The following is a 24,230-nucleotide window of genomic DNA, read 5'->3' on the forward strand; positions in this document are numbered from 1 at the left end:
ACGAATTATTCTCGATTCCACAGTTGAGTGTTAGTTTTTTCCGGTAGGGGAGTAGATGCCTCTGCCGGAATACTTTTTGAAATTTCTTTTAAACAATAATAAGTATGATTGCAGTACAACGAATATATCGCATGCGCTTCGCTGCGATTTTTCCCGCTATATGCTGCTTGGTTCTGTTGTTTTTTTCCTGCAAAAAAGATCGGGAAACAACGAATGAATTATCTTCCAAGCTGGCATTGACATCCAAAATCGATGCTGGTGAATTGTTGCTTGATGTCAATCAGCAGACACAAGAGTATGTTTTCAACTTTGAAAAGGGAGCCATAAATGTCCCCATGAAGGATATCCTCAAGATAACTTCTGATTTGGTACATTGGCGTACAAAACTCTCCTTTAGCGACGGGTCGGAGGTGGACGTACCTACCAAGGGTAGTTCGCTCGATTTTATTGTTGAAAATATTAAACTGGATCCTTCGGGTTATAATCCGCTGTCGGCCATGGTAAATGTAAGGTTACCGACATACGGTCGTGTGCGGGTGACCGTACGCGGAAAGCATGGCAAACTGGGTACTATTACGCATTTATGTAACGATGATACACCACGTCAAAACGTACCTATATTGGGCTTATATGCCGATTATGATAATATGGTCGATCTTACTTTTACTGATCGGAAAGGTAACGAGCGCGGTAGTACAACGATACATATCGTCACACAAGCGCTAACAGTGCAAGACTTTCCCAAGTGGAAGATCGTCAAAGGACAAACCGAGAAAATGGAACCCGGACTTAATTTGGTGAGTTATCCTGGGCATAGTGAGCTAGATACTTCTTTACCTTATATGATTGATAACGAGGGTGAATTGCGTTGGTTGTTGCTGTTGAAAAAATCTTCTGATTTACAGAAATTTTCCGGTTCGATAGGTCTTAAGCGGACCAAAAAAGGAACCTTTATTTCGGGTGATCAGTCTCAGCAACGTGTTGTTGAAATTGATCTTTTTGGAAACCTGATCAATCAGTGGGATCTGGCAAAACTGGGATACGGATTTCACCATGAAATTAGTGAGGCCGCCAATGGTAATTTCTTGATCAATGTAACCAAAGCTGCAGCCCGTTTAAACAATGGTCAACCCCGTATTAACGACTTTATCATCGAATTGAATCCGGAAACAGGCGTTTTAGTCAATGAATGGGACCTCACCAAGCAGCTGGATACAACGCGTTATATCAAGCCTGATGGCGTAACGCCGCCGGCCTTTTCGCAGAGCCCAAGTAACTGGGCCCACAACAATTCAATTACAGAAATTGGCGAAGATTTATTGGCTACGGCACGTTATCAGGGGATTTTCAGCTTTAACCATTCGGGAATAACGCAATGGATTATATCGCCTCATAAAAATTGGGGAGCTAAATATCAGGCTTTGCTGTTAAAGCCAATTGCCGAAGATGGTACAGCAATTACAGATCCAGCAGTGATCAATGGGGATGCTGCGGTGGTGGGCTTTGATTGGCCCTGGGGTCCACATACACCTGTCGCCTTGAGCAAGGATCGTATTTTAGTTTTTGACAATGGCTATAATCGGCAATGGAAATCAAATTTTGCTCCAGGGGTGAACAGCTATAGCCGGGTCGTGGAATACAAGGTTGACCTGACCAATAGAACGGTGCAGCAAGTATGGTCTTATGGAAAAGATCGTGGAGCGCAAGGCTTTTCACAGGCCATATCGGGCGTGCAATACTTGGGACAAACGGGACATGTCTTATTTTGTCCGGGTATGGGGGTAGCAACTTCTATTGGTTCGGGCGGACGTGTTGTGGAGATCGATCCGAAAACAAAGGAAGTGATATTCGATCTTGAGGTCGCTACGGGTAGCGGCACTGCATTCCATCGGGTGACACGTATGCCGCTTTATCCCGAACACTTGTAAAATAATTATTTTTTTGAACAGAACTAAATTTATGGCCGAATCATTTGTACGTCAGCAAGCTTACATTATCGAATCACAACGCTTATTATTGGAAAGAGCCAATGTTGAACTATCTAATCCCGGAAAAATTGTTAAGCGTTATTTATATCCTGTTGTTACCAAAGAGCATATCCCCTTGACCTGGCGTTATGATTTTAATCCATTGACAAACCCTCTTTTTCTAGAGCGAATCACTTTCAATTCAACAATGAATGCAGGGGCACTCTACTGGCAAGGAAAGTACCTTTTGTTTGTTCGTGTTGAGGGGACTGACCGGAAATCATTTTTTGCGATAGCAGAAAGTGAAAATGGGGTCGACAATTTCCGATTTTGGGATCAGCCATTAGCTCTTCCTGATTTGGATGAGGAGGAAACAAATGTATATGATATCCGTCTAACTGCGCATGAAGACGGTTGGGTATATGGTATTTTTTGCAGTGAAAAACGCGATACAGCCGCTGGTCCTGGAGATCTCTCCAGTGCCATTGCCGCAGCAGGCATCATTCGATCAAAAGATTTGAAGCACTGGGAGCGATTACCCAATTTGAAAGCGAGTAGTCAACAGCGGAATGTCGTATTGCACCCCGAATTTGTACAGGGGAAATATGCTTTGTATACACGGCCACAGGATGATTTTATCCTGGCGAAACGTGGTGGCGGAATTGGATGGTCATTAATTGATGATATTAAAAACGCTGTTGTTGTTGAAGAGCAAATTATCAACAAACGTTTTTATCATACGATTAAAGAACTTAAAAATGGTGAGGGACCTGCGCCTTTAAAAACGGCGAAGGGCTGGCTACACCTCGCCCATGGTGTGCGTGGGACAGCTGCAGGCTTACGCTATGTGCTCTATATTTATCTTACTAGTCTGGATGATCCGAGTCAATTGATCGCCGAGCCTGCAGGTTATCTGATGGCGCCGGAGGGAGAAGAGCGGATCGGTGATGTTTCCAATGTGTTGTTTTCCAACGGTTGGATCATGAATGCCGACGGTATGATTTATATCTATTACGCTTCAAGTGATACACGAATGCATGTTGCTGTATCTTCGGTCGACCGGCTTTTGGATTACTGTCTAAATACAGCACCCGACGGCCTTCGCTCGGCAACCTCGGTCGGCAATGTCCTCCAGCTTATTGATCGCAATGCGCTATATGCCATGGAATCTGGAGTTTGTTCCCGAAACGATGTGAGACGGGGCTGATAATAGGATGTGAAAATTGAAAGCTGGTCTCCTATTTAAATCGTATAAGCCCGGCTTGTTGTTTGTTATAAAATCGATATTTAGGAGTATACAAATGAAAAATCTGATCAAGTTTTATGGGGTGATCGCTTTACTTTCTCTGTGTTTGACAGTGAAATCTCAGGCCGATCAATCGCTAAAGATAATTTCTTACAATATCTGGAATGGGTTTGAGCGTACGAAAGCAAAAGCGGATAAATTTGTCCATTGGATGAAACAGCAGCAACCCGATATTGTTGCTTTAGAAGAACTGGTCGATTTCAAACAGGCCAATCTTCAACAGTTGGCCGAATCCTATGGACACCATTACAGCGTCTTACTGAAGGAGAAGGGCTATCCCGTAGGGATCACGTCTCGCTATCCGATTACCCTGATCAAAGCCCAGGTAGATGGGTTTTGGCACGGCATGCTGCATGTTAAAATTAAAGATATTGACATTATAGTCACGCATCTCAGCCCTTTTTCCTGGAAGTATCGATTGAAGGAAGCGCAGCAGATTGTGGATTATATCAAAAGTAATTCCTTGAATAACTGTATGATCATGGGGGACCTCAATGCGTATTCTCCGTTGGATGCAATTTGGCTGGAACACAAAGAGCCCCTGAGAAAGAATTTATTGAATTGGGATCAAGCGCATCCCGAATATGGCAATATGCGTGGACAACGTTTTGATTATAGTGTACTGTCGACTTTTATTGGCGCAGGTTTTGATGATTGTATCGGACATATGGTATTTCCGGAAAATAAGCGGGTCAGTTTTCCGACAGCCACGCTTTATGGCTGGAATTGGGGCGACAGCCGGTTAGCTGAAGTGTCGGAAAGACTTGATTATATCTTATTGTCGGAGCGATTGTCGCCTTTCGTTCAGCAGGTCGAAGTGCATAATGGTCCTGATCTTGAAGGTATATCGGATCACTATCCCGTTTCGGTCGTGATCGGTCAATTGGAGAAGTAGAAATATAATTGTAGATTGCGGTTGACCACGAGAAGATTATTCATGGAACTTTCCGTAATAGATATATTTATCATTGTCTGTTATTTGCTGACGATGATTGTCATTGGCCTGATTCTTAAAAAGCGAGCTTCTAAGGACCTCGACTCTTATTTCTTAGGAGGGAAGTCCCTTCCTTACTATATGCTTGGTATTTCTGATGCATCGGGGATGTTCGATATTTCGGGCACAATGTGGATGGTTTATCTTGCCTTTGTCTATGGCCTTAAAAGTATGTGGATTCCTTGGTTATGGCCTGTCTTCAATCAGATTTTCCTGATGGTTTACCTTTCGGTATGGCTGCGGCGTTCAAATGTCTTGACGGGAGCTGAATGGATCCGAACCCGTTTTGGGCATGGTAAGGGTGCAGATGGAGCTTACACTATCGTCATTTTATACGCTATTGTAGCGGTATTGGGTTTTCTATGTTACGGATTTATTGGGATCGGGAAATTTATGGAAGTATTCTTCCCTTGGGAACAGCTGTCACGCTTTATTCCATTGACCATTGACCCGATGCATGTTCCACAGCTATACGGTATATTTTTCACAGCCATAACGACATTTTATGTCATGCTTGGCGGCATGCATAGTATTGTGTGGGCAGATATGGTGAAATTTGCAATCATGATTGTATCCGGCATTGCAATCGCGGTGATTGCCATGCAGCAGGTGAGCCCTGAATTGTTGGCCGCCAATACACCTGAGGGTTGGGACTCTCCCTTCTTTGGCTGGCACCTGGATATGGACTGGAGTAACTTACTTCCTTCTATTATGGATCGAATAGCCGACGATCAATACAACCTGTTTACCATATTTGTGATGATGATGCTTTTCAAAGGTATTTTCATGAGTATGGCTGGGCCCGCGGCCAACTATGATATGCAAAAGATTCTGGCTTGTAGGTCACCCAAAGAGGCTGCATTAATGAGCGGCTCGGTATCTGTTATATTGCTGATACCGCGTTATTTGATGATCATGGGTTTTACGGTATTGGCTCTTGTTTTCTTTCGGGATGAGTTTACAGCAATGGGAAGCCATATGGATTTCGAGATCATCTTACCCAAAGCAATTAGTCGTTTTGGAAAGGTTGGATTGACAGGTTTATTGTTGGCGGGACTTCTGGCTGCGTTTATGTCTTCTTTTGCTTCAACGATAAATGCGGCACAGGCATATTTAGTCAATGATGTCTTGCTGAAATTTTTTTATCGTTCGGCTTCGCCTAAAAAGCAGATTCGGTTGAGTTATATTGTTTCTGTTTCTGTGGTTGTTTGCAGCACGATCATCGGATTGTATGTCCAAAACATCAATTCGGTACTGCAGTGGATCGTTTCAGCACTCTATGGCGGGTATATTGCCGCGAATGTGCTCAAGTGGCACTGGTGGCGATTTAATGGGACAGGTTTTTTTTGGGGAATGTTGACAGGTATATTCGGTGCGATTATTCTGCCACAGTTCTTTCCCCATACCTTGCCGCTTTATTATTTTCCGTTTTTGTTTGTCCTATCGCTGCTGGGCTGTCTGATGGGAACTTGGTTGTCCAGACCTACTGAAGACGACGTGCTTGTCGATTTTTATGTCCGTGTTCGTCCATGGGGCTTTTGGGGACCAATTCACCAGAAAGCGTTGCAGAAATACCCAGATCTTAAAAGAAACAATCACTTTAAGCGCGATTTATTTAATGTTGGGGTGGGAATTATATGGCAATGTTGTTTGACATTGATCCCGATGTATATCGTTATTCAACAGGGACAGGGCTTACTGACTAGTATATTGATCTTAGGGATTACAACACTGATTCTTAAAAAGAACTGGTACGATAAGATGTGTCGCGATGAGGCTGAATACGATGCTTTTATGACAAAATATGGAATGAATAAAGCGGATCGATAAACAAATAACTTTTTAAAATGGGGCTGAGCGAAGAGAAGAATCAGGTAATCGAACGGCCTGTTTGATTAAAAAACGATCGTACCGTACCGATTACCGTGATAATGTGTTTTGCGTTTAGTTGCTCGCTTTAACCGTAAATGGAACGACATACTGTCCCCACTCCAAAGAAACGGTTCCTTGCGGCGTTGCATTGATCTTAAACTGTTCCTGCGAATTGCTTGCTGTAGCATTGCTGACTGAAACACGTAAAGCATCTTCGTTGGCATCATATTTTGTTCCCCACTGATTCCACACTTTATTGAACATAATTGTTGTTTCGTGTTCTCCAGGGATGCTGTAAAGGCCATATTTACCAGCGGCTAATTTCTTGCCTTCAACCAATACATCTTTATTAAATTCGATGGTGGTCGCTTCATTTGCTCCAGTACGCCATACAATGCCGATAGGGGCGATATCAACACCAAGCTGACGGCCTTTCAATGAAGGGCGGCTATAATTAATGTCAATCGTGACACCATCGGTGGTGGTTACCTTAGTGTTGTCTGGAGGACTTGGGCGTTTACTTTTGTCGGTCTGAGCAAAAGTAAGTTGACCTATTAAGGTCAGGATCGTTAAAATTAGTACTCTCATTTTTCGTATAGTATTGATTAAACAATTAAACTTAGATAAATTACTTTTTATATGCAATATGCCTTTGGTCAAATAAAAATAATTTATCGCTCTCTCCTAAGCTATTGGATATCTTTTAATAACGGAAATATACGATTTTTTAAGTTATGGAATTGTTCATTTTTTTTGAAGACTTTGGGTGGAATAGTTTGGTTATATAAAACGAGAAAAGCCAGTGATTCATCTCCTGGCTTTTCTCATTTATACCTATTATTTATACAAGATATTCAAATAGTGTCTGGTCTTTATTGATTTCAATGACATCAAACTTATATTCTTTCATGCGTTCAATCAATGTTTCGTAATCCTCAGGTTTGTTGAGCTCAATGCCCACTAGCGCTGGACCTCTTTCGCGTTCTGTTTTTTTGATAAACTCAAAACGGGTAATATCGTCCTTAGGTCCCAATACTTCAGAAACGAAGAGTTTTAATGCACCAGGGCGTTGTGGGAAACGAACGATAAAATAATGCTTGTACCCTTCGTAAAGTAGAGACAATTCTTTGATTTCACTCATACGGTCGATATCGTTGTTTCCGCCGGAAATGATGCAGACAACTTTCTTGCCTTTTATTTCATCTTTGTGAAATTCAAGAGCGGCCACGGATAGAGCGCCTGCAGGCTCAACGACAATTGCATCCTTATTGTACAGTTCTAGGATACAGGTACAGATTTTTCCTTCCGGAATGGAGCGTGTATCATCCAGCAATTGTTTGGCGATTTCAAACGTCGTTGCACCGATTTTTTTAACGGCGGCGCCATCAACAAATTTATTGATATGCTCGAGCTCGATCGGTGCGCCGTGTGTCAAGGCCGCTTGCATGGAGGGGGCTCCTTCGGGTTCAACGCCATAGCATTTGATTGCGTTGTTTTTACTTTTTAGGTAATAGCTCGCTCCCGCGGCAAGTCCACCGCCGCCAATTGGGATAAATATGGCGTCCATATCGGGAAGATCTTGTAAAGCTTCCACGGCTACAGTGCCCTGTCCTTCCACAACTTTGAGATCATCAAATGGCGGAATGAACGTCATGTCATGCTCTGCTGTATAAGCCAGCGCTGCTTTTTGACAGTCATCAAAAGTGTCGCCGGTCAAGATGATTTCTACATTACCGTTACCCCACATTTCCGTTTGTGAAATCTTTTGGCGTGGTGTCGGACCCGGCATAAATATCACGCCTTTGATGTCGAGTTTATTGCAGGAGAAAGCAACGCCCTGAGCGTGGTTGCCTGCGCTCGCACACACAACGCCACGTTGTCGCTCTTCCGCTGTTAAGGAAATAATTTTATTGTAGGCACCGCGTAATTTATAGGAACGTACGACTTGTAAATCTTCCCGTTTGAGATAGACTTCAGCGCCATATTTTTCGGATAGATGCCGATTATATTGAAGTGGTGTTCTGTTGACCACAGACTTGATGCGGTCAAGCGTAGCTTCTGAATTGATGTTTAAGGTTGATAGATTCATTGTTAGATGATTGCCTAGTTAAGGTAGCAAATAAAACGCAGATATTCGCTGTTATATGAGAGATTCTACCTATATAGTATTTAAATTTTGTTGATTTTAAATGGAAGATCGTTTGTACGTATGATAAAATAATAATTAGCAACGTATCATTTTTGGATCCTTTTTAAAAAAATGTATTTATGATAAAAAAAGGCTGCATCTGCAGCCTTCCTTTTTTTATATTTTTTCTTGGATGAGGCTTTTTAGGTCATCATCACAAATATTTTTCTTTTCGTCGGCCAAAACCAAGAAACGTTGATAGCAATCAGCTAAATCATCTTTTTCAAGATGAAAGCCTAAACGCTCCAAATGGTGCTTAAGAGCATGTCTTCCTGAACGTGCAGTTAAGATAATATCAGCTTCAACCAAACCAACATCTTCTGGTCTGATGATCTCATAGTTCTCACGGTGTTTTAGGAAACCATCTTGGTGAATCCCCGAGCTGTGTGCGAAGGCGTTGCGACCAACAATCGCCTTATTCGGTTGCACGGGCATGTTCATCATTTCACTTACCTTGCGCGATAAGTACGTAAACATGCGGCTATCGATATTTGATGTTAAGCTTCCAAACGACTGGTTGTGCACTTTAAGGATCATGGCTACTTCTTCAAGTGACGTGTTTCCTGCACGTTCACCGATACCGTTGATCGTACATTCCACCTGACGGGCACCATTTTGTATTGCAGCGATAGAATTTGCTGTTGCAAGTCCCAAGTCATTGTGACAATGTGCCGAAATAATGGCCTGATCGATATTGCGTACGTTTTCCTTGAGGTAGTTGATTTTTGAGCCATATTGGTCTGGTAGACAATAACCGTTTGTATCCGGGATGTTGACTACCGTAGCACCGGCAGCAATAACCGATTCAACCATTTTAGCTAGAAATGCCAAGTCTGCGCGACCGGCATCTTCTGCATAAAACTCGACATCTTCCACGTAGGATTTGGCATGTTTTACGGCCGCAACAGCACGTTCTAAAATTTCTTCTCTGGTGCTGTTGAATTTATATTTGATATGCATGTCCGAAGAACCAATACCGGTATGGATACGAGGGCGCTTGGCATACTTTAATGCCTCGGCAGCCACGTCAATATCGTTTTGATTGGCACGGGTCAATGCACATATAATGACATCGTTTACCGCTTTAGATAATTCGACGACCGATTGAAAATCACCAGGGCTAGACACTGGGAAACCGGCTTCGATAATATCCACCCCTAGTTTTTCCAGGTCTTTAGCAATCTCAATTTTCTCTGGAGTAGTTAATTGGCAGCCTGGTACCTGTTCGCCATCACGTAAAGTGGTGTCGAAAATGTAAAGATGATTAGGATCGTGTAACATAATTTCTTAATTCAAAAGATTTACAAATTAAAAAGGGTATACTATTTAACAAACTCCAATACTTTTTCACCCATTTCCTGAGTACCTAAGATTTTTGAAGCTTCTGTGCTGCTGTTGGCAATATCACCGGTTCTCCAACCAGCTTTTAATGTTTCAGCAACAGCATTGGTAACCGCTTTAGCTTCCTCCTGTAGACCAAAGCTAATATCGAGCATCAAGGCTGCAGATAAAATTGAAGCCAATGGATTTGCTTTATTTTGACCAGCGATATCGTGTGCAGAGCCGTGGATAGGTTCGAAGAAGCCTGTGCCATCACCTACCGAAGCAGAAGCCAACATACCCATCGAGCCTGCGATCTGTGACGCTTCGTCTGTTAGGATATCACCAAAAAGATTGGCTGTCAATACCACATCGAATTTCTTTGGATTTTTCACCAATTGCATGGCCGCATTATCGATAAACATGTGCTCGGTTTCAACATCCGGATATTCTTTTGCGATTTCCTGGACAACTTCTCTCCAGAGGCGGGATGTTTCCAATACATTGGCTTTATCAACAGAGCATAGTCTTTTGTTACGCGTGCGTGCTGCATCATAAGCTTTACGTGCGATACGCTCAACTTCGTATCGATGATAATTCATCAAGTCTGAAGCAAAGGTATTGTCCTCGTTGCGATTTTTCTCACCAAAATATACGTCGCCGGTTAATTCACGAAAGAAAAGGATATCTGTTCCTTGAAGAATTTCGGGCTTTAAACTCGATGCGTCCAATAACTCATCGAATAACAGGATTGGTCGAAGATTTGCATAAAGACCTAGTTCTTTACGGATTTTCAACAAGCCTTGTTCAGGCCTTACTTTAGCAGAAGGATCATTATCATACTTGATATGGCCAATGGCACCGAAAAGGATCGCATCTGAAGCCTTTGCTTTCGCTAATGTTTCATCAGGCAGCGGGTTGCCTGTAGCCTCAATTGCAGTATGGCCCATGATAGCTTCATCAAAGCTGAACTCATGACCATAATTTTCACCGATTTTTTCTAAAACTTTTTTACCCCAAGTCGTTACTTCTTGGCCAATGCCATCTCCAGGTATGATTAAAATATTTTTCTTCATCGTATTTTTAGTATTGAGCTATCAGAGATAGGGATATTGAAATTTTGGATTCTAGGTCTAAGACTTACTTACTTACTTACTTACTTACTTACTTACTTACTTACTTGTCTCTTTCTGACTTTTGATTTCCAGCTTTTCTGCCGACATCTTGATATGATCTTTCTTTTTTAGTTCTTATTTTCGAATTTATTCATGTTTTCCACATTTTTTATGTTGATAAAGCTTCTTTTTTGTGGATAACTTCGGATATAGCCTTTACTTCTCCTTTTTCCAACACGATTTTATTGTCAATGCAGGTTGGGAGTTGTGTCTGGAAGTGCCCTACATAAATGAGGGTCTGACCACTTTTACTGAGGTCATCGATGACATCGTTGAAATACTGGGTCTGCTCTTGGTCTAAACCCTGACAAGGTTCGTCCAAAATTAGCAATTCTGGATGCTTCACGATCGTGCGAGCTAATAGGACCAAGCGTTGTTGACCTAAGGGCAATGATCCCAAGGTTTTGTGCTTAACCTCTTTGAGGTCAAAAAAATAGAGAATTTGCTCGAGCTTTTGCTGTTGTTCAAATCCTAAGCGTTGGTATAGGCTCATGGAGTCAAAAAATCCAGAAGCAATAGTCTGTCCAACGTTGGCATTCATATCATAGTACCAATGCAATTCTGGCGATATAATACCCAAATGTTCTTTGATATCCCAAATACTTTCTCCAGATCCTCTTTTTTTGCCAAAAAGATGGATGTCGTTGGCGTAGGCCTGTGGATGATCTCCGTTGATTAAACTGAGCAAGGTGGATTTTCCTGACCCATTATGCCCTTGCAGCAACCATTTTTCACCGGCTTTTACTTCCCAGTCAATATTCTTTAAGACTTGTTTTTCGCCATATGAAATATTGATTTTGTTCATTTTTACCATGACCTGGGCGGATACCTGAGGGGCCTGTTGCAGAAAATAAGGCAGCGCCTTTCTTGTTCGGGGCAAGCCTTTGGATAGCTCTTCACTCCGTTGGCGAATCCTGATTTTACCTTCCTGAATCTCCGCAAAACGATTGATACAGTCCGGCTGTTCGTCATCATTACTGATCAACAGCAAGGTGACGCCTTTATCCGCAAGCTGATCGAAAATCTGGTTGAGATCTTTTCTGGACTGTGCATCCAGTCCTGTATAAGGCTGGTCGATCATGAGCACCTGAGGTTGAAGCCACAAGGCCTTGATCAATTGCAGTCTTTTGTGTTCGCCACTCGAAAGTTCAATCAACTGCTGATCTTTGAAATTCTCGAATCCAAAAATGTTCAGGTAGGAACGTACGTTTTCAAAAGAAAGCTGTTCTTCTTTTGCAAAATGTTTCAGTTCAGCAAAAACCGTTAGTGTATCGTTTTTTGCAAATTTGTTGTAGCGCTGTTGATAATAGAAATTGCGATCGCCCTCAAGATTGGTAAACTGAAACCAATTGGAAACGTAGTGGATTTTTGCCGGCAGTGGGCTCGTTGGATCAAGGTGGAATGTGATCTTACCTTCATACTTCAATTGCCCGGCAATTGCTTTCGCAAGTGTGGTTTTTCCTGTGCCGCTCGGACCGCGCAAGATCCATTGCTCGCCAGGAAAAATTTGCCAATTTAAGTCTTGCAGTACGGTATCTTTACCGTACTGAAGAGTTAAATTGGTAATATGGACGACAGGATCTACCATTGTCTGTTTGCTTCAAATGCTTCGATTGAATCTTTTTGGTTAAGGATAAAATCAATGTCATCATAACCATTGATCAAACATGATTTTTTGTATGGATTGATTTCAAACTCAAATTGATCGCCCGTCTCTGTCAACATGACTGTTTGTTTTTCAAGATCAACGATAATCGTCGTTGTCGGATTTTGGTGCACCAATTCGAAAATTTTTGCCAAAAACTCTTCGGGTACCTGAATCGGTAATACACCATTGTTGAGGGCATTTCCTTTGAATATATCGGCAAAGAATGAGCTGATGACCACATCAAAGCCATAGTCTTGAATAGCCCATGCGGCATGCTCGCGGCTTGAGCCACAGCCAAAGTTTTTACCGGCAACCAATATTTTTCCCGTATAGGTCGGGTTGTTCAATACAAAGTCAGTTTTGGGCTGATTGTTTGTGTCAAAACGCCAGTCGCGAAATAAATTATCACCAAAACCTTCACGCGTGGTCGCTTTTAGAAAGCGTGCGGGAATAATTTGATCGGTATCAATATTTTCGATAGGTAGTGGGACTACCTGGGACGTTAAAGTTTCAAATTTTTTCATTTTTTTCTGCTTAGATCAACTCTCTTACATCTGTTACTTTACCTGTTACTGCCGCAGCTGCTGCTGTCAAAGGTGATACCAGCATGGTGCGGGCATTCGGTCCCTGACGTCCTTCGAAATTTCTATTTGAAGTCGATACACAATATTTACCAGCAGGAATTTTATCTTCGTTCATACCTAAACATGCCGAACATCCTGGTTCACGCAGCTGGAATCCTGCTGCTTCAAATATTTTATCCAAGCCTTCTTCTTTAGCCTGTTTTTCTACTTGTTTTGAGCCCGGTACAATCCATACTTCAACGTCTTGTGCTTTTTGCTTGCCTTTAACAAATGAAGCTACTTCACGTAAATCTTCAATACGGGAATTGGTACAACTTCCGATGAACACATAATCAACACGATTGCCTAGTACTGTTGAGTCATCTTTAAAGCCCATGTAATCGAGGGCTTTTTGGTACGATGGACGTTCTGATTCCGGTTGTGCACTAGTGGCTGGAATATGTTCCGCGATACCCATACCCATACCCGGATTAGTACCGTAGGTAATCATTGGTGCAATATCTGCGGCATCAAAAGTCAACACTTTATCAAAGATGGCATCTTCGTCAGAATACAATGTTTTCCAGTATGCTAAGGCTTGATCCCATTCCTCACCTTTCGGTGCGAATTCACGGCCTTCTACATAGTCGAAAGTGATCTGATCCGGAGCGATTAAGCCTCCACGTGCACCCATTTCGATACTCATGTTACAAATGGTCATACGTGCTTCCATGCTTAATGAACGGATTGCTGAACCAGCATATTCAATAAAGTAACCTGTACCGCCCGCAGCAGAGATTTTAGAGATGATATATAGGATGATATCTTTTGCTCCAACACCTTTTTGAAGGGTACCGTTGACTTCAATTTTCATTGTTTTTGGCTTCGACTGCAACAAACATTGTGTTGCGAAGACCTGTTCAACCTGAGAGGTTCCAATACCAAAAGCAATAGCTCCAAAAGCACCATGTGTTGAGGTATGACTATCGCCGCAGACCATCGTTTTACCTGGTAGGGTGATACCCAGCTCCGGACCAATAACGTGTACAATCCCTTGGTATGGATGCCCCAAACCATATAATTCAATGCCAAATTCAGCGCAATTTTTGGTGAGCATATCAACTTGATAACGGGATAGCTCTTCTTTGATCGGTAAATGTTGATTGAGTGTCGGTACGTTGTGGTCGGCAGTAGCTACCGTTTGCTTTGGACGAAAAACTGGGATTCCTCTTTTACGCAAGCCATCGAAAGCTTGAGGTGAAGTAACTTCATGAATCAAGTGGGTGTCGATATATATAATATCAGGAAACCCTTCTTCACGCTTGACGACGTGCGCATCCCAAATCTTTTCTACTAATGTTTTTGACATTTTTTAATCTCTCTTATGTTATTTTTATATGAATCAAGGTGATATTGCAAATGTCTCAATATCACCTTGATTTCGATATACTAAATTACGAAATATTCATGATTTTTGGAGCATGTATAATTTCGTATGGACTTCTAAACAGTTTTGATTGCTTTCATTGCAGTCATCGCCTTACGCAATTTGCGACCAACGATTTCTACAGGGTGATCGCGCAGAATTTCGTTGATGGCAACCAATTGTGCGTTATCAACTGCAGCGTCTCTACCCTCGTTGAAGTTTTTACCGACGAGGTCAGTATCGACAGTTTTCATGAAGTCTGCCAACAAAGGTTTGCAAGCTTGGTCGAATAGGTAACAACCGTATTCTGCTGTATCAGAGATAACACGGTTCATTTCGAACAATTTCTTGCGAGCGATTGTGTTAGCGATCAACGGTGTTTCGTGCAATGATTCATAATATGCTGATTCTGGCTTGATACCTGCTTCAACCATTGTTTCGAATGCCAATTCAACACCTGCACGGATGAAAGCAACCATCAGTGTATAGTTGTCGAAGTATTCTTGTTCGTTGATTTTAACATCCCCAGCCGGTGTTTTCTCAAATGCAGTTTCACCAGTTTCAGCTCTCCATTTCAACAGATTCGCATCACCATTTGCCCAATCTTCCATCATGGTTTTGCTAAAGTGACCTGACATGATATCATCTTGATGTTTTTGGAATAATGGACGCATAATATCCTTCAATTCTTCAGAGATCTCAAACGCTTTTACTTTTGCTGGATTGCTCAAACGGTCCATCATTCCGCTCACACCACCGTGTTTCAAGGCTTCTGTAATTACTTCCACGCCATATTGTACCAATTTGGACGCATAACCAGCTTCGATGCCTTTCTCGATCATTTTGTCGAAGGATAATATTGAACCTGTTTGCAACAATCCACAAAGAATCGTTTGCTCACCCATCAAATCTGATTTTACCTCGGCTACAAATGAAGATTTCAATACACCGGCTTTGTGTCCACCTGTTCCTACACAGTATGCTTTTGCTTCAGCCCAGCCTTTTCCTTGTGGATCATTTTCCGGGTGTACAGCGATCAAGGTAGGAACACCAAAACCACGTAGGTATTCTGCACGAACCTCAGAACCCGGACATTTTGGAGCAACCATGATGACAGTAATATCTTTACGGATCTGCATTCCTTCTTCAACGATATTAAAACCGTGTGAATACGACAATGTAGCGCCTTCTTTCATCAACGGCATGACAGCGTTGATTACTGACGTATGTTGTTTATCTGGCGTCAAGTTGATAACTAAATCCGCAGATGGGATCAATTCTTCATAAGTGCCTACGTTAAAGTTGTTGTCCGTAGCATTTTTCCAAGAATCTCTTTTTTGTTCAATAGCTTCTTTACGCAAAGCATAAGAAACGTCCAGTCCGCTATCTCTTAGGTTTAAACCTTGGTTCAAGCCTTGTGCACCACATCCTACGATTACGATTTTTTTACCTTTTAAAGCGTTTACACCGTCCGTGAATTCAGTGTTATCCATGAATTCAGCGTGACTCAATTGTTCTAACTGCTCTCTAAGCGGTAAGGTGTTGAAATAATTTGCCATTGTTTTACTTTCTTTCTGTTATGGTTGTTGATTATTTATTTTAATTATTGTACTAATCTGCGTTGCGCCATGGCGTAACCGAAATGAACGTTATCGTGACCTGATGTCAGGGCAATAACTTCTTCAATGGTATCCATTGGATAGCCATAGGTTGCTGTTGAGAAGGAGGTGATTTCTCCGAAAACACCGTTTTCATAGTCTGCAGCAATTTGCTCAATACTGTGGATTGCGATTTCTTTCAATTCGTCAACCTCGGCTTGTTCGACAAAGCGGGTTGGCTTAGTGTCTTTTTTATAATCTTCGTTATATTTTACCCAAGTCGTATCGGTTTTAATACCTGTACGGACATAGACTAAGGTCTGTGTACTGACGACAATGTGGGCAAAATTCCAGATGATATTGTTGTTAAATCCCGAGGGAATTTTGTTAAGCTGTTCAAGCGAAAGACCGTCAAATAATTCAATGAATTTTTGACGTGACTTTAAGATAAATTTAAATGTCTCTTGCATAATACCATTAAAGATTACATCGTAAATACATCATCTCTTTTATCGAGATATTCGTTCTCCACAATTTCCATCGATGGTTCCTTGGCTTCAAACTGAACCAACTTAGAGTGGAAACCTGCACTGTCTTTAATGATAGCGATACGTGCGCCACGGACGAATTCGATCAAACCATATTTGGTCAATTCTTCTGTCAATTTATCGATCTCCTCACGGTGACCGGCGGTTTCAAAGACGATGTAGTCGTTGCGGATCACAACCACATTGGCACCGTATTGACGCAACAAACGTTCTACATATACTTTTTCATTGACAACATCCGCCGGTACTTTATACAGCGCCTGTTCTTGCCAGATCACTTCATCATTGGTGTTATAATAGGCCTTGAGGATATCAATCTGTTTTTCCAGTTGACGACAAAGTTTACGCAGAACATCTTCAGCCTCCGTGATTACGATGGTAAAACGATGTATTCCTTCTACTTCAGAAGGGGAAGTATTCAAGCTTTCAATATTGATTTTTCTTCTTGAAAAGATTGTTGAGATCCGACCGATAAGACCGATTGAATTCTCTGTATATAGGGTGATGGTATATTCTTGTTTTTCCATGTCAAATTCTACTTTAAACGTATCTCAGATACCGATGTTCCTTGTGCAACCATTGGAAATACATTGTTTTCCTTACCTACCATCACTTCCAATAGATATGCTCCGTCGTGATCAATCATGGTTTTCAGTGCATTACGTAAGTCTTTACGTTCCGAAATCTTCTGACCATCGATGTAATAGCCTTTCGCAACAGCAACAAAGTCAGGACTCGTGATATTCACGAATGAATAACGTTTGTCATGAAACAATTGCTGCCACTGGCGTACCATGCCCAAGAACTCATTGTTGAGGATCATGATTTTGACTTTTGCACCAAATTGCATAATTGTTCCCAGCTCCTGGATCGTCATTTGTATACCACCATCACCGATGATTGCTACGACAGTTTTCTCTGGCGCGCCATACCAGGCACCGATTGCTGCCGGAAGACCAAAGCCCATCGTTCCTAACCCCCCGGAGGTTACATTCGATTTGCTGTTGTTGAATTTAGCATAGCGACAAGTTACCATTTGGTGTTGGCCTACGTCCGTTGTAATGATCGCATCACCACTTGTCAATTCATTCAATACATGGATGACCTCACCCATGGTCATAATATCGGTTTGTGGGTGAAGTTCGTTTTGGATGACTTCCTTGATTTCTTCTTTTTCAAGTTCACGGAATTGTTCCAACCAAGCGGAGTGATCTGCGGCGTTTACCAATGCCGTTAGCATAGGAAGTGATTCCTTACAGTCGCCCCATACCGGTACGGTTGTCTGTACGTTTTTGTCAATCTCTGCCGGGTCGATGTCCAAATGGATTACTTTTGCCTGTTTGGCATATTTATCCAAACGACCTGTTACACGGTCATCGAAACGCATACCGATGGCAATTAGGACGTCACATTCATTGGTCATGACATTTGGCGCATAGTTACCGTGCATACCTAACATCCCGACGTGAAGTTTATGATCCGTTGGAAGTGCACTTAATCCCATTACGGTTGCTGCTGAAGGAATCCCAGTTTTTTCGATAAAAGCTTTGAATTCTTCCTCTGCTTTTCCCAGAATGATGCCCTGCCCAAAAAGAACAAACGGTTTTTTTGCGCTGTTGATTAAGGCTGCTGCTTGTTCAACATATTCCTTGCGAACTTGTGGTGCAGGTCTGTAACTGCGTACATGATTGCATTTTTCATAACCGAAGTAATCGAACAATTGTAGCTGTGCATTTTTGGTGATATCGATCAATACTGGTCCTGGACGACCTGTGCTGGCAATATAAAATGCTTTCGCGAGTGCAGCTGGAATTTCAGTTGCGTCAGTGACTTGGTAGTTCCATTTGGTGACCGGAGCAGTGATATTGATGACATCTGTTTCTTGAAATGCATCTGTCCCCAATAGTGAAGCAAATACCTGGCCTGTGACACAGACAATAGGATTGCTGTCAATCATGGCATCAGCCAGTCCAGTAACCAGATTTGTTGCTCCAGGGCCACTTGTCGCAAAGACGACACCAGTACGACCTGAAGTTCTTGCATAACCTTGCGCCGCGTGGATTCCACCTTGTTCATGGCGCACTAAAATATGCTTCAGACGATCCGTATAATCATAAAGGGCATCATAGATTGGCATAATTGCCCCTCCAGGATAACCAAATACGGTATCAACTCCTTCGCTCAATAAGGCCTCCAATACAGCTTTCGATCCCGAAATTTGTGTCGGAGTGTGCTGCGTTGTAGCGGCCTTATTTTCTGTTATTTCCAGTGTACTCATTACGTTGATTTTTTTTGTTGTTGATTATTCAGTCTTTTTCGTATTTCACTATTCGATTTGGAGACATTTGCGATGAGATTTCGTTTGTTGAGATCTTTACAGGCGAAATGTCTCCATTTTTAGGTTTTCTATAAGTCTGTTACACAGCCTTCTGAGGCATCGGCAACAGTTTTAGCGTATTTGTATAAAACTCCTTTGTTAACTTTTAACGCTGGTTGGACCCAAGCGGCACGACGTTGCGCAATCTCTTCATCCGAAAGAAGTACGTTGATGCTGTTGTTGACGGCATCGATCTCGATGATATCATCGTCATTTACCAGGCCGATCAATCCGCCTTTGTAAGATTCTGGTGTGATATGTCCAACGACAAAACCATGTGTACCTCCTGAGAAACGGCCATCGGTGATTAATGCAACAGATTTACCCAAGCCGGCACCAATAATCAAGGAGGTTGGTTTAAGCATTTCAGGCATACCTGGAGCGCCAACAGGACCTTCATTTTTGATCACGACCACATCGCCTGGTTTGATTCGCCCAGAAGCAATACCAGCTACCAAATCATGTTCACCATCAAATACCCGTGCAGGACCAGTGAATTTTTCACCTTCTTTGCCGGAGATCTTGGCAACAGAACCTTTCTCTGCTAAGTTCCCGTAAAGAATCTGTAAGTGTCCTGTAGCTTTGATTGGATCGCTCAAGGGTTTGATAATCGGTTGATCATATTCCATGATTGATTTAACATCAGCCAAGTTCTCAGCAACGGTCTTTCCAGTTACTGTAATACAGTCACCATGAAGTAATCCTTCATTTAAAAGATATTTCATGACAGCCGGAGTTCCGCCGTATTGCTGAAGATCCTGCATTAAGTATTTTCCAGACGGTTTAAAGTCAGCTAATACAGGAGTTTCATCGCTCATGCGTTGGAAGTCGTCTTGCGTGATGTCGACACCTACGGCTTTACCTATTGCAATAAAGTGAAGTACCGCATTGGTACTACCGCCCAAGATAACAATGGTACGTAGCGCGTTTTCAAATGCTTTCCGCGTCATGATATCAGAGGGTTTGATATCTTTCTCAAGCAGCGTGCGGATGTGTTTTCCTGCTTCTAAACATTCATTTTTCTTTTCTTCTGAGATCGCTGGGTTGGAAGAAGAGTAGGGTAAGCTCATGCCCAAAGCTTCAATGGCAGAAGCCATGGTATTTGCCGTATACATACCGCCACAAGCACCAGCACCAGGGCAGGTATGTTTGATAATGCCTTCATAGTCTTCATCGGAAAGATTGCCACAGATGCGTTGTCCCAATGCTTCAAATGCAGACACAATGTTTAATTCTTCCCCTTTATAGTGGCCTGGAGCGATGGTGCCGCCATATACCATTAGAGAGGGGCGGTCCAAACGTGCCATTGCCATAATCGCACCAGGCATGTTTTTATCACAGCCGGGAATAGAGATCAAGCCATCATAATATTGTCCGCCACAGATCGTTTCGATACTATCAGCGATCACATCACGGCTTACCAACGAATAACGCATTCCATCGGTACCATTGCTCATACCGTCACTGACGCCAATGGTTCCAAAGGTCAACCCCACTAAATCATTGTTCCAAACGCCCTTCTTGACGATTTGTGCCAAATCATTTAAGTGCATATTACACGTATTACCATCATATCCCATGCTGGCAATACCGACCTGTGCTTTGTCCATGTCGGCATCCGTAAGACCGATGCCATAAAGCATTGCTTTTGCAGCAGGTTGTGTTTCGTCTTGTGTAAATGTACGGCTGTATTTGTTCATTGCGTTTTCGCCGTTAGATGATGACTTCATAGTTTTCGTTCTCTAATACTAAATTTTTATATCTTCTTTGAATCGATGCACCTATGCTGTGTTCCCAGCCTTCTTTGTAGATGACATCATCGACCTGTTTGATGCCGATAATTTCTGCCGCAGTCCCACATAAGAAAGCGCTGTCAGCGGTGTAAATATCTTCTACCGTCAATTGCTTTTCAATGACTTCGAAGTTCAATTTTTTACAAATGTTTTTTACCGTCTGGCGTGTAATACCCGGAAAGATATTCTTCGCTGGCGGCGTATAGATTTTGAAATCCTTTTCGATGAAAATATTTTCACTGGATGCTTGGGCAACGTAGCCTTCGTGGTCGAGCATTAAAGCTTCGTCGTAACCCTTTCTGATTGCTTCTGTTGTCGCAAGGATGGAGTTTACATATTGCCCAGAGATCTTCGAGTCAATTTTAAACGACTTTGGATTGGGTCTTTTGATATCAGAGATACATACCTTTAATAGGTTCTGACCAAGATATGGACCCCATTCCCAAGCTGCCATCATGAGGGTCGCTTCGGTGGATGAGGTTAAGTGCATATTTGAACCGGTCAATACCAATGGACGGATATAGGCTTCTCGAAGGTTGTTGTTAGCCAAGAGCTCATAACAGATGTCGATCAGTTCTCTATTGCTCCAACGATAAGGAATATTAACCGCTTCACATGATTTCTTTAAACGATCGAAATGCTTGTCAGCCTTAAAGATACGTGGTCCATTGTGGGTGTTATACGCACGTAAACCATCGAATACCGCATATCCATAATGTAGCGATTGAGCAAAGGGATCCAATGCCGCTTCCGAAGCTTTTACGAAAGCTCCGTCCAAATAAATCAATGTGTTTTTGTCGTAATATTTCATAACCCAAAATTTACCTTAGTATAATCGTTCCCTTTGTTGTGGTTTGGTGGTAAATCATGCTATCTCAAGCTTCTATAAAAACTTTCGATTTTCATTTCCTCAAGGTAGCAGGAATTACAATAATTGGCAATAGGTAAAGTGCTAATTTTGCATTTAGAATAAAATTTTATTAAACATGTTATACTAAAATTTTATTTTACAATTATCGGTTTTTTTCGATTTTATATTTTGTTAGTCGTATACCGTATTTAAAATTGGTCTACAGGTTCAAAAAATTATTTTTTGTTACAATGGTCAATTTTCTTCCTAAAATGATGAAAATGCCAAAAAAACTTTAAAAAAAAAGCTTCCGATATTTCTATCGGAAGCTTTTAAAATTTTATAAAATCGATTTGATTTAATCTCCGATAATTCCTTCAGCAAGTACGGTAATGACATTGTCTTTTGCTTCCACAACACCACCTTTAATGAACACTTCTTGTTCACCTTTACCTTGTTGAATAATTACTTTTCCATCTTCCAAAGTAGACACGATGGCAGCGTGGTCTTTCAAAATTTGAAAAGAACCCGCAGTGCCCGGTACAGTAACCGAAGTTACTTCGCCTTCGAATGCTAATTTGTCTGGAGTGATAATTGTTAATTTCATTATTCTTAGATATAATCTAGATTAAACTGCTTCTGCTAATAATTTCTTACCTTTTTCAATAGCATCATCAATGTTACCTACTAAGTTGAAGGCAGCTTCAGGGTACTCATCTACTTCACCGTCAATGATCATATTGAAACCTTTGATGGTATCTTTGATGTCTACTAATACACCTTTTAAACCTGTAAATTGCTCTGCAACGTGGAAAGGTTGAGATAAGAAACGTTGTACACGACGTGCGCGGTGAACCGTTAATTTATCTTCTTCCGATAACTCGTCCATACCTAAGATAGCAATGATATCTTGCAATTCTTTGTAACGTTGAAGAATTTCTTTTACACGTTGTGCAGTGTTATAGTGTTCGTTACCTAAAACAGCAGGAGAAAGGATACGCGATGTAGAATCCAAAGGATCCACAGCAGGGTAGATACCTAACTCAGCAATTTTACGAGATAATACTGTCGTTGCATCCAAGTGAGCGAAAGTTGTCGCTGGAGCAGGGTCAGTTAAGTCATCGGCAGGTACATACACGGCTTGTACCGAAGTAATTGATCCGTTTTTAGTTGAAGTGATCCGCTCTTGCATTAAACCCATCTCAGTTGCCAATGTTGGTTGGTAACCTACTGCTGAAGGCATACGACCCAATAGGGCAGATACTTCAGAACCTGCTTGTGTAAAACGGAAGATATTATCGATGAAGAATAATACGTCGCGGCCCTGACCTTCGCCATCACCGTCACGGAAGTATTCCGCTACTGTTAAACCTGATAAAGCAACACGCGCACGTGCACCTGGAGGCTCGTTCATTTGACCGAATACGAATGTACATTTTGAATCTTTCATCAATTCGTGGTCAACAGTGTCCAAAGGCCATTCGCCTTTTTCCATGCCTTCCATAAAGTGCTCACCATATTTGATGATACCTGACTCCAACATCTCGCGCAATAAGTCATTCCCTTCACGTGTACGTTCACCTACACCGGCAAATACAGAAAGACCACCGTGACCTTTTGCGATATTGTTGATTAATTCTTGGATTAATACAGTTTTACCTACACCGGCACCACCGAATAAACCAATTTTACCACCTTTAGCATATGGCTCTAAAAGGTCAATAACTTTGATACCAGTAAAAAGTACTTCGGACTCAGTTGACAAATCTTCGAATTTAGGAGGTACGTTGTGGATAGGACGACCATTCTCTTTATTCAAATTTTGGATCCCGTCTATGGCATCACCAACTACATTGAATACACGACCTTTGATTTCTTCACCAACAGGCATTTTGATAGGAGCACCAGTATCGACAACTTCCATTCCGCGAACTAAACCTTCAGTTGCGTCCATGGCAATTGTACGTACACGATCCTGACCTAAGTGTTGTTGAACTTCTAATACAACACGTTGTCCATTTTCTTTTTGAATGTACAATGCATCGTAAATTTTAGGTAGATTTTCACTGTCGGCGAAGTTGACGTCAACAACTGGGCCGATAATCTGCGCTATTTTACCAATCTTGGGCATATTATAGGGACTAAATATTTATTAATCAATTTTATATAAGAGACATAAAAGGCCTCTTTTTTGGTCAGCAAAAATAAGGTTATTCGTTTTTAAAAACAAATAGAATTTGCAATTAAATTACAATTTTATTAATGTAGGTCAAAATGTTATCTATTGTAATTCTGAATGTTTCGATTTCTATCCCTGCAAATATAGTTTTTCTCTTTTATCCTGCTATGTATTTTTGAAATTTACCACTGTTCTTCGATGAATCTTTTGTTCGTTTCTAGGAACTGAACCGGATTAAAAAAATAGACCTGTAAGAGAATGCTTCAGGGATTCGTTACAGGTCGATTTATTTAATCTGCTGTTATATAAAAAACAGGGCTAGATTGTTTTGTTCAGTTCATCTTGCAGCTGTCGCTTGAGCAGTTGTTCTTTATCCATTGCCTTTTTGCGGAATGTGGCGAACTGTTCTTGTGATTGCTCCGCGGT

At 41.7% G+C, this 24,230-nt stretch carries 19 protein-coding genes; 4 read left to right on the plus strand and 15 right to left on the minus strand.

Annotation, left to right across the window (positions count from 1 at the left end; translation table 11 throughout):
• Nucleotides 1-104 precede the first annotated feature (104 nt).
• The 4 genes from AAW12_RS11285 (at nucleotide 105) to AAW12_RS11300 (ending at nucleotide 6,097) form a co-directional block, all read left to right on the plus strand.
• Nucleotides 105-1,928 carry an aryl-sulfate sulfotransferase gene (locus AAW12_RS11285; RefSeq protein ID WP_084823145.1) on the plus strand — a complete coding sequence of 608 codons (1,824 nt, stop codon included), beginning with the start codon at nucleotides 105-107 and terminating at the stop codon, nucleotides 1,926-1,928.
• Between the two features lie 31 nt (nucleotides 1,929-1,959).
• Nucleotides 1,960-3,174 carry a glycosidase gene (locus AAW12_RS11290; RefSeq protein ID WP_046673722.1) on the plus strand — a complete coding sequence of 405 codons (1,215 nt, stop codon included), beginning with the start codon at nucleotides 1,960-1,962 and terminating at the stop codon, nucleotides 3,172-3,174.
• Nucleotides 3,175-3,268: 94 nt separating this feature from the next.
• Entirely contained in the window at nucleotides 3,269-4,168 is a 900-nt protein-coding gene (locus AAW12_RS11295) for an endonuclease/exonuclease/phosphatase family protein (RefSeq protein WP_046673723.1), read from the plus strand.
• Between the two features lie 42 nt (nucleotides 4,169-4,210).
• Entirely contained in the window at nucleotides 4,211-6,097 is a 1,887-nt protein-coding gene (locus tag AAW12_RS11300; RefSeq protein ID WP_046673724.1) for a sodium:solute symporter family protein, read from the plus strand.
• A 114-nt stretch (nucleotides 6,098-6,211) separates the two neighbouring features.
• Here the strand turns inward: AAW12_RS11300 and AAW12_RS11305 are convergent, their stop codons facing one another.
• The 15 genes from AAW12_RS11305 to atpD form a co-directional block, all read right to left on the minus strand.
• Nucleotides 6,212-6,727 carry a DUF2911 domain-containing protein gene (locus AAW12_RS11305; RefSeq protein ID WP_046673725.1) on the minus strand — a complete coding sequence of 172 codons (516 nt, stop codon included), beginning with the start codon at nucleotides 6,725-6,727 and terminating at the stop codon, nucleotides 6,212-6,214.
• A gap of 253 nt (nucleotides 6,728-6,980) precedes the next feature.
• On the minus strand, nucleotides 6,981-8,228 hold the full coding sequence (gene ilvA / locus AAW12_RS11310; protein ID WP_046673726.1) for a threonine ammonia-lyase IlvA: 1,248 nt from the start codon (nucleotides 8,226-8,228) through the stop codon (nucleotides 6,981-6,983).
• Between the two features lie 216 nt (nucleotides 8,229-8,444).
• Entirely contained in the window at nucleotides 8,445-9,608 is a 1,164-nt protein-coding gene (locus tag AAW12_RS11315; RefSeq protein ID WP_083296124.1) for a 2-isopropylmalate synthase, read from the minus strand.
• A 41-nt stretch (nucleotides 9,609-9,649) separates the two neighbouring features.
• Nucleotides 9,650-10,723, minus strand: a complete 1,074-nt coding sequence (gene leuB, locus AAW12_RS11320) for a 3-isopropylmalate dehydrogenase (protein ID WP_046673727.1) — start codon at nucleotides 10,721-10,723, stop codon at nucleotides 9,650-9,652.
• A gap of 208 nt (nucleotides 10,724-10,931) precedes the next feature.
• Nucleotides 10,932-12,410, minus strand: coding sequence for an ATP-binding cassette domain-containing protein (locus AAW12_RS11325; RefSeq protein ID WP_046673728.1), 1,479 nt, complete (start codon nucleotides 12,408-12,410; stop codon nucleotides 10,932-10,934).
• On the minus strand, nucleotides 12,404-12,994 hold the full coding sequence (gene leuD / locus AAW12_RS11330) for a 3-isopropylmalate dehydratase small subunit (protein WP_046673729.1): 591 nt from the start codon (nucleotides 12,992-12,994) through the stop codon (nucleotides 12,404-12,406). Before leuD ends, AAW12_RS11325 begins: the two co-directional genes overlap by 7 nt.
• Nucleotides 12,995-13,004: 10 nt before the next feature.
• Nucleotides 13,005-14,402, minus strand: a complete 1,398-nt coding sequence (gene leuC, locus AAW12_RS11335; RefSeq protein ID WP_046673730.1) for a 3-isopropylmalate dehydratase large subunit — start codon at nucleotides 14,400-14,402, stop codon at nucleotides 13,005-13,007.
• 134 nt (nucleotides 14,403-14,536) lie between these two features.
• Complete coding sequence (ilvC, locus tag AAW12_RS11340; RefSeq protein WP_046673731.1) at nucleotides 14,537-16,018, minus strand: ketol-acid reductoisomerase; 1,482 nt, start codon at nucleotides 16,016-16,018, stop codon at nucleotides 14,537-14,539.
• Nucleotides 16,019-16,062: 44 nt separating this feature from the next.
• The gene (locus AAW12_RS11345) at nucleotides 16,063-16,527 is read right to left on the minus strand and encodes a DinB family protein (protein WP_231585254.1); all 465 of its coding nucleotides are present in this window, start codon (nucleotides 16,525-16,527) and stop codon (nucleotides 16,063-16,065) included.
• 14 nt (nucleotides 16,528-16,541) lie between these two features.
• Complete coding sequence (ilvN, locus tag AAW12_RS11350) at nucleotides 16,542-17,132, minus strand: acetolactate synthase small subunit (RefSeq protein ID WP_046673733.1); 591 nt, start codon at nucleotides 17,130-17,132, stop codon at nucleotides 16,542-16,544.
• An 8-nt stretch (nucleotides 17,133-17,140) separates the two neighbouring features.
• Nucleotides 17,141-18,883, minus strand: coding sequence for a biosynthetic-type acetolactate synthase large subunit (ilvB, locus tag AAW12_RS11355; protein ID WP_046673734.1), 1,743 nt, complete (start codon nucleotides 18,881-18,883; stop codon nucleotides 17,141-17,143).
• Nucleotides 18,884-19,011: 128 nt separating this feature from the next.
• The gene (gene ilvD, locus AAW12_RS11360) at nucleotides 19,012-20,712 is read right to left on the minus strand and encodes a dihydroxy-acid dehydratase (RefSeq protein ID WP_046673735.1); all 1,701 of its coding nucleotides are present in this window, start codon (nucleotides 20,710-20,712) and stop codon (nucleotides 19,012-19,014) included.
• Nucleotides 20,696-21,586 carry a branched-chain amino acid transaminase gene (locus tag AAW12_RS11365; protein WP_046673736.1) on the minus strand — a complete coding sequence of 297 codons (891 nt, stop codon included), beginning with the start codon at nucleotides 21,584-21,586 and terminating at the stop codon, nucleotides 20,696-20,698. The genes ilvD and AAW12_RS11365 overlap by 17 nt, the downstream gene beginning before the upstream one ends.
• A gap of 397 nt (nucleotides 21,587-21,983) precedes the next feature.
• Nucleotides 21,984-22,232: an ATP synthase F1 subunit epsilon gene (gene atpC, locus AAW12_RS11370; protein ID WP_046673737.1), complete on the minus strand. Its 249-nt coding sequence runs from the start codon at nucleotides 22,230-22,232 to the stop codon at nucleotides 21,984-21,986.
• 21 nt (nucleotides 22,233-22,253) lie between these two features.
• Nucleotides 22,254-23,756: a F0F1 ATP synthase subunit beta gene (atpD, locus tag AAW12_RS11375; RefSeq protein WP_046673738.1), complete on the minus strand. Its 1,503-nt coding sequence runs from the start codon at nucleotides 23,754-23,756 to the stop codon at nucleotides 22,254-22,256.
• Nucleotides 23,757-24,230: the final 474 nt, after the last annotated feature.

The sequence above is a fragment of the Sphingobacterium sp. Ag1 genome (genome assembly GCF_000988325.1).
Lineage (GTDB): Bacteria > Bacteroidota > Bacteroidia > Sphingobacteriales > Sphingobacteriaceae > Sphingobacterium.